This is a genomic window from Thiomonas bhubaneswarensis, assembly GCF_001418255.1.
In the GTDB taxonomy this organism is placed as follows: domain Bacteria; phylum Pseudomonadota; class Gammaproteobacteria; order Burkholderiales; family Burkholderiaceae_C; genus Thiomonas; species Thiomonas bhubaneswarensis.
This window is the reverse complement of the sequence record NZ_LIPV01000015.1, coordinates 15,359-30,135: the sequence shown is the minus strand read 5'-3', so window position 1 is coordinate 30,135 and position 14,777 is coordinate 15,359. Positions and strand designations below refer to the sequence as shown.

The window sequence follows — 14,777 nt, the reverse complement described above, 5'->3', positions numbered from 1 at the left end:
GACCCATGTGCGGCATCGCTGGACGCCTGAACTGGCATGCCCCCGTCGAGCGCACGCAGCTCGAAGCGATGATCGGGCGCCTGCACCACCGCGGGCCCGACGGCAGGGGGTTCTACAGCAGTGGGCCGATCGGCCTGGCCCACGCCCGCCTCAGCATCATTGATCTGGCGGGCGGCGATCAGCCGATGAGCAACGAGGATGGCACCGTCTGGGTCGTCTTCAACGGCGAGATCTTCAACTACATCGAACTGCGCGCCGAGCTGCAGCGCAGAGGTCATCGCTTTGCCACCCAGTCCGATACCGAAGTGCTGGTGCATTTGTACGAAGACCATGGAGATGCGCTGGTCGACCATCTCAACGGCCAGTTCGCCTTCGCGCTGTGGGACGTACCGCGACAGCGCCTGCTGCTGGCGCGCGACCGCACCGGCATCCGCCCGCTGTTCCATACCCCCGTGCCGGGCGGGCTGGCGTTCGCCTCCGAGATCAAGGCCTTGTTTGCGCTGCCGGAAGTGCCACGCCGACTGGATGCACAGGCGCTGGGCGAGGTGTTCACCTACTGGGCGCCGCTGCCGCCGCACGCCGTGTTCGAGGGTATCGAGTCCCTCCCCCCCGGCCATGTAATGACGCTGGATGCCCGCGGCACGCAGACCCGCCGCTACTGGGACTGGACTTTCCCGGCTGCGCCCATCGAGGCCGACCGCAGCGCCGATGCCTATGCCGAAGCGCTACGCGACCAGCTGATCGACGCGGTGCGGCTGCAATTGCGCGCCGATGTGCCGGTGGCCGCCTATCTCAGCGGGGGGCTCGACTCCTCCATCGTCACCACCCTGATCCGCCACTACACCGACACCCCGCTGCGTACGTTTTCGCTGACCTTCGACGACGCCGAGTTCGACGAGAGCCCGTGGCAGCAGCAGCTCGTGCGGCATCTGGGCACTGAGCACACCACGGTGCACTGCACCCGCGCCGACATCGCCGCCGCCTTTCCCCGCGCTATTGCGCATACCGAGACACCCATCGTGCGCACCGCCCCGGCACCCATGATGCTACTTGCCGAAGGTGTGCGCGCCGCAGGCTACAAGGTGGCGCTCACCGGCGAAGGCGCCGATGAAGTGCTCGGCGGTTACGACATCTTCAAGGAAGCCCGGGTGCGCCGTTTCATCGCCCGTCAACCCGGCTCGCGTTGGCGGCCTCGTCTGCTCGAACGGCTTTACCCCTATCTCAAGCATTCCCCGGCGGCCGGTCGAGCGATGACCGAGCGGTTTTTCCGCGAGGGCGAGGCGCAGTTTCGCGCGCCCTGGTTCGCCCATCTACCACGCTGGAGCACCACGCGGCGGGTCACCGCCTTTCTCTCGCCCGACTGGCGCGCCGCCGCCACCGCCTTCGACCCCGCCCAGGCCATCGCGCCGCTGCTTCCGGCCGACATCGAACGATGGGAGCCGCTGTGCCAGGATCAGTACGTCGAGGCTCACACCCTGATGTCGGGCTATCTTCTGTGCTCGCAGGGCGACCGCATGGCCATGGCCGCCTCCATCGAAACGCGCTTTCCCTTTCTCGATCACCGCCTGATCGCCTTCGCCAGCCGACTGCCGCCGCGCTACAAGCTCATGGGGCTGGTGGAAAAGTATCTGCTCAAGCGCAGCATGGACGGCCTGCTGCCCGACGCCCTGCGCCACCGCAGCAAGCAGCCCTACCGCGCCCCGGACAGCCAGAGTTTTTTCCACCACGGCGAGCCGGTCGATTATGTCGCCGAGTTGTTCAGCGCCGCCCGCCTGGCCGAGGCGGGATACTTCGATGTGCCGGCGGCGATCCGGCTGTTCGACAAGGCGCGTGCGGGAAAAGTCATCGGCTTTGGTGACAATATGGCGTTTGTCGGCATGCTCTCCACGCTGCTGCTGCACGACCAGTTCATCCGATCCAGTCATCCGCCACGCTCGCCATGACCGCCGCACCGTCCAGCTACGCCGTGCTGCCCGCCGACCTGCAGGCCGATCGCGACATCATCGTGTCACTGTGGATCAGCAATCTCGGCCACCCCGGGCGTCGCCAGGACAAGTACGACTGGTTCTATCTGCGCAACCCTGCCGGAGCTCCGCACGTTTTGCTGGCGCACGCGCCTGCCGAAAGCGGCACGCCCATCGGCGTGATCGGCCTGGGGATCCGGCAGATGCGCCTGGCTGGTCAACCCGTCGAAGCCGGTCTTCTGACCGATTTCGGTGTAGTCGCGGAGCACCGCACCCTGTACCCTGCCATGCTGCTGCAGACCACGTTGCGCGATCGCTTCCTGCCGCAGCTCGGCCTGATTCTCGGCTTTCCCAACCCCAAGTCCGAACCCGTGGTCAAGCGCCTGGGCTACAAGGTTGCCGGGCGCATGGTCCGTTACGTGCGGGTGCTGCGCACCTCCCCTTACCTGCCCAAGCAGATCCCCCATACGATCCGCCGTCTGGTCGGTCGCGCAGCGGACTGGTCTCGCCATGCCTTGCGCCGCAGTCGGCACGCTCCCGACGCCCGGGGCTACCTCGCCCAATGGCTGGACCAGCCCGACGCCCGCTTCGACGCCCTCTGGAACGCGCAAAACGATCCGACCCTGTTGATCGGCGTGCGCGATCGCGCTTACCTCGCCTGGCGCTTCGAACACAAACCCTGGAAGAAATTCCGCTTTCTGACTCTCAGTTCGCGTGAGGATGGACTCGTGGCCTACGTCGCCTGTGAGGCCGTCGGCAAGGTCATGCATGTGCGCGATCTGCTGTGCCATCCCGATCATCCGGACAGCCTCGATCTGGTCTTCGACACGCTGTTCCGCGATGCCTACAACGATGGCCGCACTAGCGTGTCGTTCGAGTTCCTCGGTCCGGTGGGCATGGTTGAGGCGCTGCAGCGCCTGGGCATGGTCGCCCGGGATGCGCGCCATGTGATGTACACCATGTCCGAGGCCCGCGCCGAGACGCTGAGCCAGGCCCAGTGGTATTTCACCAACGCCGACGAGGACTCCTGAAACCCTGTCGAGATACGGAACTGTCAGCGCGCCTCGGGCTCTCAATACTTGTTGTCGATATGCCTCAGGCATGACGCAAGCAGGAGAGAAACAATGTCCCTGGCAGAACTGGTGCTCTATCTTCTGGTCGTCGGAGTGGTGGGACTCGCCGTCGGGCTGCTGGTGCAGTTCCGCCGCGATGCGCGGCGCTCGGCGGCGGATTCGTCCCTTTGAACGCCCCTGTCTGAATCAAGGAACCGTGGGGTGCTCCGCGTTTCCTTATGAGCCTCAACCCAGATTGTCAGCGCCCATGGCCTGCGCCAGCGCGCGGGTCGCAGCCAGGGCGCCCGGGTCGGTCGGCGCCATCGTGTCCCAGCCTTGCAGATGCGTGGTCAGCAGTTTGCTGAAGCCCTGCGCCCAGTGAGCGTCGGCATTGAGGCAGTCGATGTAGTGAAAGACCTTGCCGCCACTCGACAGAAAGGCCTGCTTGCCTTCCATGGCGATTTCCTCCAGCGTCTCCAGGCAGTCGACGGTAAAGCCCGGGCACACCACATCCACCCGCGCCACACCGTCTTGAGCCAGCTTGCGCAGCGTGGGCTCGGTGTAGGGTTGCAGCCATTCCTGCTTGCCGAAACGTGACTGGAAGGTGACGACGTAATCGGACGCCCCCAGCCCCAGGCGCTCGGCCAGCAGTCGGCCCGTCTTGTGACATTCGCAGTAATATGGATCGCCCAACTTGAGCGTACGCGCCGGCATGCCGTGAAAGCTCATCACGAGTCTGTCCGGCCGCCCCTGCTGCCGCCATTGCGTCTCGATCTTGTCGGCAAGCGCCTCGATGTAGACCGGCACGTCGTGGAAATGATTGAGCACGCGCAGCTCGGGCAGGCGGCGACTGCGGCGCATCCATGCCGATACGGCATCCAGGGTCGAGGCCGTTGTGGCGGCGCAGTACTGCGGGTAAAGCGGCACCAGCAGAATGCGGGTCACGTTCTGCCGCGCCAGTTCGTCGAGCACGCTGGCCACCGAGGGATTGCCATAGCGCATGGCATAGCGCACCAGCACATGATGACCGGCCCGGGCCATTTCGGCGGCGACAGCCTGCGTGAGATCGGCGGTGCCCACCTGCAAGGGCGATCCCCGGTCCGTCCACACCGAGGCATACTTGGCCGCGGATTTTGAAGACCGGATCGGCAGGACGATGCCGTTGAGAATGAGCCACCAGACCGGCTTGGGGATTTCCACCACCCGGGGGTCGCTCAGAAACTCGCCGAGATAACGCCGCAAGGCCGAAGACGTGGGAGCATCGGGCGTGCCCAAGTTGACCAGAAGGATGGCGGTTTGCGCAGCCGCGCCGTGCTGATAGTCGGTGGGATCGGACAGGGGCATGAAGAGAGAAGGCGATGTGCCGGGTTCAGTTCGGATGGATCTGGAACATCACCGTGGGCGCGGTCGGATCGGACGGCTTGGCGCCCAGGGTGATCTCGCCCTGCCCGTGCAGCACGCACTCGTTGCGCCGCAGCGCCAGCGTGGTGTCGTTGCCGGTGTAGCGCACCCAGGTGCCGTTGCTGCTAAGGTCGGTGAGCATGTAATAGCTGCCGCGCCAGTCGATGCGGGCATGCTGGCGCGACACGCGCAGATCGTTGACGAGAAAATCCGCCCCATTCGTGCGCCCGATGACGATGGGCATCTGGTCGGCCGCGTAATCCACCGAGGTATCGAGCCAGGCCAGGTTCAGCAGTTGACTGCTGTAGTCGATGCGCGAAGGCACTTGCGGCATGGTCTGGCCCATATCGACCGACGCCTCCCAATCGACCTGATGCACAGGAACCGGCACGTCGTAGCCCCGCAGAAAAATGGCGCCGAGACTGCGCAGGCGGGCCAGCAGTTCGAGTGGCAGGGCCTCCATCACGGCATCGCCGATGAGAATCTGCCCGCTCCCGGCCGAGTCGGACAGCCGCGAGGCCGCATTGACCGGATCGCCAAAGCAGTCGCCGGGCGCCAGCACCACCACGCCGCGCGCAATGCCGATTTTCAGAGGCAGCTTCTGACGCGCGCCGGTGGCATCCATCGCGCCTGTGGTGGAACAGGTGCGCTGAATATCGATGCAGGCATTGAGCGCGGGCGTGTTGTGCTCAAAGGTGGCGAGAATGCCATCCCCGAGCGTCTTCACCACATCGCCGCCCGCCGCCTTGAAGCTGCGGGCCATGTTGGACACCACCTGCGTGACCAGCGCCGTCGCCTCGGTGTTGCCCAGGGACTGGAACAATGCGGTGCTGCCCACCACATCGGCGAACACGATGGTACGGACTGCCGTTTTGCGCGCGTTGGTCATGCCGCAAGTCTAGCGTGTTGCGCTTGCCGGCCGTGTGGCTGACCAACGAGCCAGCAGGGGTCTCGCGATCAGAGTGTGTCGAGGAAGCTGCGCAGCTTGTCGGAGCGGGTGGGATGCTTGAGCTTGCGCAGCGCCTTCGCCTCGATCTGGCGAATGCGCTCGCGGGTGACATCGAACTGCTTGCCCACTTCTTCCAGCGTGTGGTCGTTGGCCATCTCGATGCCGAAGCGCATGCGCAGCACCTTGGCCTCGCGCGGCGTGAGCGAATCGAGAATTTCCTTGACCACGTCGCGCAACCCTGCCTGCATGGCCGCCTCGGTCGGGGCCAGCGTGCCCGAGTCTTCGATGAAATCGCCCAGGTGAGAATCGTCATCGTCGCCGATGGGCGTCTCCATGGAAATCGGTTCGCGCGCGATCTTGAGGATCTTGCGCACCTTGTCCTCGGGCATCTCCATCTTCTCGGCCAATACCGCGGCGTCAGGCTCGGTACCCGTCTCCTGCAGATGTTGACGCGAAATGCGGTTGACCTTGTTGATGGTCTCGATCATGTGCACCGGAATACGGATGGTGCGCGCCTGATCGGCAATCGAGCGGGTGATGGCCTGACGGATCCACCAGGTGGCGTAAGTCGAGAATTTGTAGCCGCGGCGGTATTCGAACTTGTCCACCGCCTTCATCAGACCCACATTACCTTCCTGGATCAGGTCGAGGAATTGCAGACCGCGATTGGTGTACTTCTTCGCGATGGAGATGACCAGACGCAGGTTGGCCTCGATCATTTCGCGCTTGGCTTCGCGCGCAGCCTGCTCGCCCAGACTCATCTGGGTGTTGATTTCCTTCAGGTCGTCGAGCGGCACCACCACCCGGGTCTGGATGTCGATGAGCTTCTGCTGCAGCTCCTTGATGGCCGGAGCATTGCGGCCGAGGACGACCGAGTACGGCTTGTTCGAGGCGACGTGTTTGTCCACCCACTTCAGATCGAGCTGGTGGCCGGGGAAGGACTTGATGAACTCCTCTTGCGGCATGCCGCAGCGATCCACCGCGTAGCGCCGGATCTCGCGTTCGTACCGGCGCACCTCGTCCACCTGGGCGCGCAGCAGATTGCACAGCTTCTCAACCGTCCGCGCGGTAAAGCGCACTTCCATCAGCGCGGCGGAAATGGCTTCCTGCGCCTTCAGGTAGCTGGCCGAGCGGTAGCCGTCCTTGTCGTAGGCACGGCGCATTTTCATGAAGGCGTCGTGCACGTCGGCAAAGGCTTCCAGGGCCTTGCCCTTGAGCTCCTCGAGCTTCATGGAGGTGGCGCCGGCGCCGCCGTCCTCGTCTTCTTCGCCGCTCTCGTCGAGCGAATAGTCGACGTCTTCTTCGGCCACGTAGTCGTCGGATTCGTCGTCCGACACCATGCCGTCCACCACTTCATCGACCGGCAACTCGCCGTGATGAATGCGCGCCGCCATGGCGAGAATCTCGGCCACCGTCGAAGGCGAGGCGGAAATGGCCAGCATCATCTGGCGCAGACCGTCTTCGATGCGCTTGGCGATGACGATTTCGCCTTCGCGCGTCAGCAGTTCGACCGTGCCCATTTCGCGCATGTACATGCGCACGGGGTCGGTGGTGCGGCCGAACTCGGAGTCGACGTTGGACAGCGCCGCCTCGGCCTCTTCCTCCGCCTCCTCTTCGCTCGACGCGGTCGGGCCATGCTGGTTGAGCAGCAGGGTCTGCGCATCCGGCGTGGTCTCGTACACCGCGATGCCCACGTCGTTGAGCATGGAAACGATGGTCTCCAGCAGTTCGGGGTCGGCTAGGTTATCCGGGATGTGATCGTTGATTTCGCCGTAGGTCAGGAACCCGCGGGTCTTGCCCATCTTGATCAGGCTTTTCAGACGCGCACGCCGACGCCCCAATTCCTCGTCGGTGATGTTGGCGTCGTCGTAGCCGAATTCCTTGAGCAACTGCTTTTCACGGGCACGCGAAGCCTTGCGCGTCTTGGGCGCGGGGGCGACGACTTCCTCCACCACCTCGACCTCGGCGCTCTCGACGTCGACCTCGCCGGATTCGACGTCATCGTTCAGGTCATCCGCCATATCGTCGGCCGCCTCGACCTTGCTCTTGCGGCCACGGCGCGCGGCAGGCTGCTCGGCCTCGGCAACAGTGACACTGGCCTTGGGCGGACGCCCGCGCTTAGGCGCAGGTTTGGCTGCGGGTGCCGCGTCGGCACTGACCGTAGATGGCGCGGTGCCCTTGGTCGCCGCCTTGGTCAGCTTGGTTTCCACGGCAGCCGCTTCTTCTGCTGCTGCGCGACGAGCCTTGCCGCGCGGCGCTTCCGCAACGGAACCGGCCTCGGCAGCCTCCTTGCGGGAGGCGCTCCGCGGCGTGGGAGTCTGCGTTTTGGATGGTGCTTTTGTCATGGTGGACCTCAACCGACCGTCGATTCGGCGGGAAATGGAAAAGGGGGATTACTGGCAGTATGTAGGGTGATTCGCCAAAATTCAAAGACAGCTGTTCTGGCTTTTCGCAAGGCAACGATACCGAAACCTCAGCGGCTTGACGTCTTGGCAAGTGCAAGCGGAGTTCAAGCGAGTTTTCCGAGGAGGAGAGTTTCTCAAACCATCAGACTCCGCGCGGGTCGGGCGGTTCTGTGAGGCGCTTCTCACGTTTCGCTTTTTCGCACCTACGGCTCGGCCCCCACCAAAAATGTGGATTTTACAAAAAATCGGCTATTGTCGGCTTGCCAGGGAGAGACGTCAACCGCGCTGCGCGTGATCGATTTCCTTCAGACGAATCGCAAGGCTGCGATATTCGGCGCGGTCGGCATCGGCCACCAAGCCGTGGGCGACCAGTTCGTCCTGACGGCGCAGCAGCGCCGAACGTTCCAGACGCAGCAGGATGGCCTGGAGATCCTGTCTGGCCACCGCCTCATCCAGTTCCAGGGGATCGGGCGATTGGGCCAGCACCTCCTCGGGCGAGTGCCCGGCGGCCCGCAACTCCTCCCACAGCGCCGCGGCGGAAAGGTCCGGCTGATTCTCCAGAATGGATTCGAGCGCCAGCGCCAGGGGCTGCAAGGGACCGGGCTCGTGTGAAAGTAGGCCGTGCTGCGCAGGGCTGATGTCCCACCAGAGCGAGGGCTGCGCCAGCAGCAAGGGCAGCAGTTGTCGCAGCGGGTCTTTCGGCACCACGGCAAAGGCGCGCAGCGCCTCCCGACCGCTGCGGCCGCGTCGCTGCGGGTTGCCTGCCTGCCCACCGAACGAGGCGGCGGGAGTCGTCGGCTTGCGCACCGGCGCCGACAGTCGCAAGACCTCGCGCAATTCGGTGGCGGGCATGCCGAGCTGGCGGGCGAAATCGGCGATCAACTGTCCGAGAAGCGCCGGTGCGGTGATCTGCGAAAAAAGCGGCGCGGCCTCATGGATGGCCTGCGCCCGCCCTTCGGCCGTGGCCATCGCCACGCCGTCGAAAAGGCTGGCAAAGAGAAATTCGGACAGAGGCTGCGCGCGGGCGACCTCGCGCTCGAACGCCTCGGCGCCCCGTTCCCTGACGTAGGAATCGGGGTCGTGCTCTGCGGGCAGAAACAGGAACTTCACCACCCGGCTGTCACTGAGCAAGGGCAGCGCCTGCTCCATCGCCCGTCTCGCGGCGCGACGGCCTGCGGCGTCACCATCGAAACTGAACACCACCTGGCCGGTATGGCGGAACAGCTTTTGCAACTGCTGCGCGGTACAGGCCGTGCCCAGCGTGGCCACGGCGTTCTCCACACCGAACTGCGCCAGTGCCACGACATCCATATAGCCCTCGACGACCAGCGCATAGCCGACGCGCGAGATGGCGGTGCGGGCCTCGAACAGGCCGTAAAGCTCTTCGCCCTTGTGAAACACCGCCGTCTCGGGCGAATTGAGGTATTTGGGTTCACCCTGGTCGATGATGCGCCCGCCAAAACCGATAACCTCGCCGCGCTGATTCCGAATCGGGAAGGTGATGCGGTCGCGCAGCCTGTCGTAGCGGCGCTGCGCCGAGGCAAAGGATTCGGCCTGCGGGTCGAGGGTGTCGCCCGCAGTGTCGCGCGCCACCACCAGACCGGACTGCACCAGGGCGTCGGCCTGGTAATTGGCGAAGGCTCCGGCCAGGGGCTGCCAGTCGTCCGGGGCGTAGCCCAGCCCGAACCGCTTGGCGATGGCGCCCTGCAGGCCGCGCGTGATGAGGTAGTTCTTGGCCCGATCGCTGTGGCGCAGGCGGTGCTGGTAGAAGGCGTCGGCCGTCTGCAGCACATCCACCAGCGTGGCGTGCAGGCTGCGCTGCTGCTGGAGCTGGCGGAGTTGCTGGGGATCGAGATCGGGCTCGGGCACGGTCATGCCATAGCGTGCTGCAAGCTCCTTGACGGCATCGACAAAGCCCATGCCCGCGTGCTCCATCAGGAAACCGATGGCCGTGCCGTGCGCGCCGCAGCCGAAGCAGTGATAGAACTGTTTGCTCGCACTGACCGTGAACGACGGCGTCTTCTCGCCGTGAAACGGGCACAGGCCCTTGTAATTGCTGCCGGTCTTTTTCAGCTCGACATGCTGGCCCACGACCTCGACGATGTCGGCGCGGGCTAGCAGATCCTGAATGAAGCCGGGCGGAATGCGTTGCTGCATGGATCGGTCGTCGCGGGGCGATCGGCCGCGAATGTTGGACATGAAAGCGCCCCCTGGGTCGGCTTGCCGACCCGCCCCCCGTGGGGGTCAAGGAAACTTGGGGCGGCCCTGCGTTTCCTTGAGAGGGCCCGAGCGGAAAAGACTACTTGGGCTGCATGCGGATGGCGCCATCGAGCCGGATGACTTCGCCGTTGAGCATGCGATTGGTGAGGATGGACTCGACCAGTGCCGCATATTCTTCGGGACGGCCCAGCCGCTGCGGAAACGGCACCATCTGACCTAAGGCCTGCTGCACCTCGGCGGGCATGCCCATAAGCATGGGCGTCTCGAAAATGCCCGGCGCGATGGTCATGACGCGGATGCCGTCGCGTGACAAATCGCGCGCCAGCGGCAGGGTCATGCCGACGATGCCGGCCTTGGACGCGCTATAAGCCACCTGGCCGATCTGGCCGTCGAACGCGGCTACCGACGCGGTGTTGATGATGACGCCGCGCTCGCCATCTTCCAGAGGGGTCTGCTGCGCGATGGCCGCAGCGGCCAGGCGGGCCAGATTGAAACTGCCGACCAGATTGATGTCGATCACGCGCTGAAACACATCGAGCGCATGCGGGCCCTGCTTGCCCAGCGTTCGCGCCGCGGGTGCGATGCCGGCGCAACTCACGGCCACCCGCAGCGGCCCCATGGCGCCTGCGGCCAGCACCGCCGCCTGCACATCGTCGGCCCGGGTCACGTCACACCGAACGAACTGGCATCCGAGCTCGGCGGCGGTCGCGCGACCGGCCGCCTCCTGCAGATCGGCGATGAGCACATGCATGCCCCGGGTGACGAGCAGCGCAGCCGTGGCGCGGCCCAGTCCCGACGCGCCGCCGCTGATGATTGCGCTGTTTCCGGCAAGTTGCATGCTCGCTCCGGCGGATTTACGCCTGCAAGGCGTCAAAGATGCGTTGCTGCACTTCGGCGACGGGGCCGACGCCGGAAATCGTGACCAGGCGCGGCGCGCCAGGCTGCCCCTGCCGCTCGGCGTAGAACTTCACCAGCGGCAACGTCTGGGCGTGGTAGACCTCCAGGCGTTTGCGCACCGTTTCTTCCTGATCGTCGGCGCGCTGCACCAGGGGCTCGCCGGTGAGGTCGTCGAGGCCGGGCGTCTTGGGCGGGTTGAAGGTCAGGTGGTAGGTACGGCCCGAAGCCGGATGCACCCGGCGGCCACTCAGGCGCTGAATGATGTCGGCGTCGGGTACATCGAATTCGAGCACCACGTCGATGCCGATGCCCGCCTTGGCCAGCCCCTCGGCCTGCGCGATGGTGCGCGGAAAGCCGTCGAGCAGAAAGCCTTTGGCGCAGTCGGGTGCGGACAGCCGCTCACGCACCACACCCAGCATGATGTCATCGGGCACGAGGGCCCCGGCTTCCATGATCTTCTGCGCCTGCTGGCCCAGAGGCGTGCCCGCCTTGACTGCGGCGCGCAGCATGTCGCCGGTGGAAATCTGGGGAATGCCGAAGCGCTCGGTGATGAAGGCGGCCTGCGTGCCTTTGCCCGCGCCCGGTGCACCCAAAAGAATCAATCGCATGAAGGTCTCTCTATCGTCAAAACGCACATTTCAGAATAGCAGACCGATCTGCAGCGCCGCTGACGCGGGCAAGCGCGAACCCGGTCCGTCCTGGGTTCAGGCCGCGCTCGACCACATGGCCCGCACACGCTGCAGATCGGCCGACGTGTCGACGCCCGGCCCCGGCGCGTTCGGGGTCACGTGCACCCCAATGGGGTGACCGTGCCAGAGCGCGCGCAACTGCTCCAGTGCCTCGGCCTGCTCCAGCGGCGCCGGTGGCATCGAGGCATAGTCGCGCAGAAAGCGGTGGCTATAGGCGTACAGCCCGATGTGGCGCAACACCGGGTGCGGCGGCGCGGCGGTCTGCAGTGCCCACCCCGTGCCATTCGGCCCCGCGGCGTAGGCATCGCGCTGCCATGGGATAGGCGCGCGGGAAAAATAAAGCGCCCTGCCCCGCGCATCGGTCACCACCTTCACCACATTCGGATTGAAGATCTCGGCCTCGTCGATGATCGGGTGGGCACAGGTCGCCATCGGGATGTCGGCATGGCGCCGCAGCAGTTGCGCGCAGGCCGCGGGCAGCGCCGGGTCGATCAGCGGCTCGTCACCCTGGACGTTGACCACGATGGCGTCGTCGGGCAAATCGAGCAGCGCGGCGGCCTCGGCCAGACGGTCGGTGCCGCTGGTGTGATCGGCGCGGGTGAGCACGCTGCGCACGCCGTGGGCGGCGCAGGCTTGCGCGATTTCAGCGCTGTCGCAGGCCACCACAACGTCCTGGGCGCCGCAGGTCGCCACCCGTTGCGCCACCCGTACCACCATGGGCGCTCCGCCGAGGTCGGCCAGGGGTTTGTTGGGCAGGCGGGTGGAAGCCAGCCGCGCCGGGATCAGCACCCAGAATGCCGCGCCCTCACGCATCGCCGCGCTCAAGCCGCAGGCTCGTCCGCAGCCGTGGGCGCGGGGTTGGGAGCGGCAGGCACCGTCATGTCGCGGGCGAGGTCGATCAGCATCAGGGGAATGTCGTCACGCAACGGATAGGCCAGCTTGTCGCGCGGGCAGATCAGTTCCTGCGCCGCGGCGTCGAACTGGAGCGACCCCTTGCAGATCGGGCAGACGAGTAAATCAAGCAGTCGGGAGTCCACGGGCTTTCTCCAATCGTTGTTGCAGCCAGGGCAGAAGGTCGGGCGGCGTTTGCAGCCGCAGGCCCACCACCCAGAAGCGCTCGCGCAGGTCGGGCGGCAAAGCCCCGGATTTTATGGCGTCCTTCTCCGTCAGCAGCACCGGGCAGGCTGGTGGAAAGCCGTCAAGGGCATCAGCGGCAAGCGGCTGGTGATCGCCCAGCGCCCGCGTCTGCGGCGACAGCCCCAAGGCACGCAGCATGTCGAAGAACTGGGCAGGATGGCCGATCCCAGCGACGGCGCCGAGCGGCTGGCCGCCGATGCGCTCGACGAACTGCGGTGGGCTCAGCGACAGGCCGCTGCTCAGGTGAGTGAAGTCCCCCGGGCCGCGTTGCAGCGCGAAGTGCCTGCCGCCGCCGTCGATTCTGCGCAGCACGGCCTCGGGCCCCAGGGTGGCATCGCGACTTCTTGCGGGCGACTCGCGCAGCGGCCCGGCCGGCAGCAAGAAGCCATTGCCCCAAAGACGCTGATCGACCACCACCAGCTCGATGTCGCGCGCCAGGGCAAGATGCTGCAGCCCGTCATCGCTCAGAATCACATCGACCTCGGGCCGGGCCGCGCGCAGCGCCTGGGCCGCCTGCGCCCGCCGACGCCCGACCACGACCGGACAGCCGGTCAGACGGGCCAGCAGCACGGGTTCATCGCCGCACAAGGCGGGGTCGCTGTGCGCCTCGACCTGGATCGGCGCGTCGCCACCGGCAACACGGCGCCCATAGCCCCGCGAGACGATGCCCGGCCGCCACCCGGCCTGTTGCAGCCCCTGGGCGAGCGCCGCGATCAGGGGCGTCTTGCCGGCCCCACCCACCGTGAGATTGCCCACCACGACGACCGGCACCCCCGCCGCCTGAGAGCGCAGCACCCCGGCGCGATAGAGCGCGCGGCGCAACGCCGTCAGTCCGGCGAACAGCAGCGACAGCGGCGACAGCGTCCAGCTCAGCAGACCGCGGCGCAGCCACCAGCCGGGCCAGCCGCTGGGCGCGGGGGATGACGCCATCAGGAGCCGGGGCTGCGCTGCGTGGCGAAGGTCAGGCGGCTCAAGCCCGCCGCCCGCGCGGCCTCCATCACGTTCACCACGGACTGCTGGGTCGCCTGCGCATCGGCACTGATGACCACCATGGTGTCGGTCTTGCCCTTGGCCGCGTCGAGCAGCGACTGCGTCAGCGCGCCGACCGTGCGGCCGGGCAGCACCTGCTTGTTCACCGCATACTCGCCGCTGCTACTCACCGCCACGATGATTTCCTGCGGATGGTTCTGCAGCTTCTCCGCGTCGGCCGTGGGCAGGCTGATCTTGAGTTGGGTGAATTTGGAATAGGTGGTGCTGATCATCAGAAAGATCAGGATGACCAGCAGCACATCGATCAGGGGAATGAGGTTGACCTCGGGGTCTTCGGTCGTCTGGCGTTTGAAGTTCATGGCAGTCGGCGCAGAGAGGTGGGCGCCACCGGCTCAGCGGCGCGGCAGATAGCTTTGCAGATGCGTGTCCAGACGCCGTGCCGCCTGTTCCAGTTCCACTGTGTAGTCGTCCACGCGGCTGCGGAAGTAGCGGTAGAAAATCAGCGATGGCACTGCAACGATCAGCCCCAGCGCGGTGTTGTAGAGCGCCACGGAAATGCCGTGCGCCAGCACCGTCGGGTCGGTGCCTGCCGTGCTCTGCGAGCCGAAAATTTCGATCATGCCCACGACCGTGCCCAACAGCCCGAGCAGGGGCGCGGCCGAAGCCACGGTGGCCAGTGCATTGAGATACTTCTGCAGCCGATACACCTGATGCCGCCCGGCATTCTCCAGATCTTCCTGCAACCCCACCGCGCTGGCATGCGGACGCGCCACGGAGCGAAAACCGCTGGCCAGCACCGCGCCCAGCGGCGAGTTGCGTTCCAGTTTGTCGATCACATCCGGCGCTGGCAGTTGCTTGGCCGAAACATTAAGGGCTTCGTCGAGCAGCTTGGGCGGCAGGATGCGGGCCCGGCGCAGACTGGCCAGCCGCTCGAAAATCACCGCCAGCGCGACGATCGAGCACAGTATCAAGGGCCAGATCGGCCAACCCGCGGCTTCCACCATGTGCAACATGGGATGCTTCCTTTGCGTTTTGTGTTGCAGAACTCCTCGGCGGGCGCGCATCGGGGCTGC

General features: G+C 65.8%; 13 protein-coding genes. 2 read left to right on the top strand and 11 right to left on the bottom strand.

Annotation, left to right across the window (positions count from 1 at the left end):
• The first annotated feature begins 5 nt into the window (after positions 1–5).
• Together asnB and ASC45_RS14595 are read left to right on the top strand one after the other, a co-directional pair.
• Positions 6–1,943 (top strand): asparagine synthase (glutamine-hydrolyzing), encoded by a 1,938-nt coding sequence (gene asnB / locus ASC45_RS14600; RefSeq protein WP_055451765.1) that lies wholly within the window; start codon positions 6–8, stop codon positions 1,941–1,943.
• Positions 1,940–2,995 carry a GNAT family N-acetyltransferase gene (locus ASC45_RS14595; RefSeq protein WP_055451764.1) on the top strand — a complete coding sequence of 352 codons (1,056 nt, stop codon included), beginning with the start codon at positions 1,940–1,942 and terminating at the stop codon, positions 2,993–2,995. The genes asnB and ASC45_RS14595 overlap by 4 nt, the downstream gene beginning before the upstream one ends.
• A 267-nt stretch (positions 2,996–3,262) precedes the next feature.
• Here the strand turns inward: ASC45_RS14595 and hemH are convergent, their stop codons facing one another.
• From hemH to ASC45_RS14540, 11 genes are all read right to left on the bottom strand, one after another.
• Complete coding sequence (gene hemH / locus ASC45_RS14590; protein WP_055451763.1) at positions 3,263–4,360, bottom strand: ferrochelatase; 1,098 nt, start codon at positions 4,358–4,360, stop codon at positions 3,263–3,265.
• A gap of 25 nt (positions 4,361–4,385) precedes the next feature.
• Positions 4,386–5,306 (bottom strand): adenylate/guanylate cyclase domain-containing protein, encoded by a 921-nt coding sequence (locus tag ASC45_RS14585; RefSeq protein ID WP_055451762.1) that lies wholly within the window; start codon positions 5,304–5,306, stop codon positions 4,386–4,388.
• 68 nt (positions 5,307–5,374) lie between these two features.
• Positions 5,375–7,711, bottom strand: a complete 2,337-nt coding sequence (gene rpoD, locus ASC45_RS14580; protein WP_055451761.1) for an RNA polymerase sigma factor RpoD — start codon at positions 7,709–7,711, stop codon at positions 5,375–5,377.
• 336 nt (positions 7,712–8,047) lie between these two features.
• Positions 8,048–9,970 (bottom strand): DNA primase, encoded by a 1,923-nt coding sequence (gene dnaG, locus ASC45_RS14575; RefSeq protein WP_425427642.1) that lies wholly within the window; start codon positions 9,968–9,970, stop codon positions 8,048–8,050.
• A gap of 100 nt (positions 9,971–10,070) precedes the next feature.
• Positions 10,071–10,829: an SDR family NAD(P)-dependent oxidoreductase gene (locus ASC45_RS14570; RefSeq protein WP_055451760.1), complete on the bottom strand. Its 759-nt coding sequence runs from the start codon at positions 10,827–10,829 to the stop codon at positions 10,071–10,073.
• A 16-nt stretch (positions 10,830–10,845) separates the two neighbouring features.
• Entirely contained in the window at positions 10,846–11,496 is a 651-nt protein-coding gene (gene adk, locus ASC45_RS14565) for an adenylate kinase (RefSeq protein WP_055451759.1), read from the bottom strand.
• A gap of 96 nt (positions 11,497–11,592) precedes the next feature.
• Positions 11,593–12,390, bottom strand: coding sequence for a 3-deoxy-manno-octulosonate cytidylyltransferase (kdsB, locus tag ASC45_RS14560; protein WP_055451758.1), 798 nt, complete (start codon positions 12,388–12,390; stop codon positions 11,593–11,595).
• Positions 12,391–12,398: 8 nt separating this feature from the next.
• Positions 12,399–12,614, bottom strand: a complete 216-nt coding sequence (locus tag ASC45_RS14555) for a Trm112 family protein (protein ID WP_055451757.1) — start codon at positions 12,612–12,614, stop codon at positions 12,399–12,401.
• Positions 12,595–13,644, bottom strand: a complete 1,050-nt coding sequence (gene lpxK / locus ASC45_RS14550; protein WP_055451756.1) for a tetraacyldisaccharide 4'-kinase — start codon at positions 13,642–13,644, stop codon at positions 12,595–12,597. The genes ASC45_RS14555 and lpxK overlap by 20 nt, the downstream gene beginning before the upstream one ends.
• Positions 13,644–14,063 carry an ExbD/TolR family protein gene (locus tag ASC45_RS14545; RefSeq protein ID WP_055451755.1) on the bottom strand — a complete coding sequence of 140 codons (420 nt, stop codon included), beginning with the start codon at positions 14,061–14,063 and terminating at the stop codon, positions 13,644–13,646. The genes lpxK and ASC45_RS14545 overlap by 1 nt, the downstream gene beginning before the upstream one ends.
• A 33-nt stretch (positions 14,064–14,096) precedes the next feature.
• A complete protein-coding gene (locus ASC45_RS14540; protein ID WP_055451754.1) occupies positions 14,097–14,717 on the bottom strand; it encodes a MotA/TolQ/ExbB proton channel family protein in 621 nt (206 codons plus the stop codon).
• Positions 14,718–14,777 lie beyond the last annotated feature (60 nt).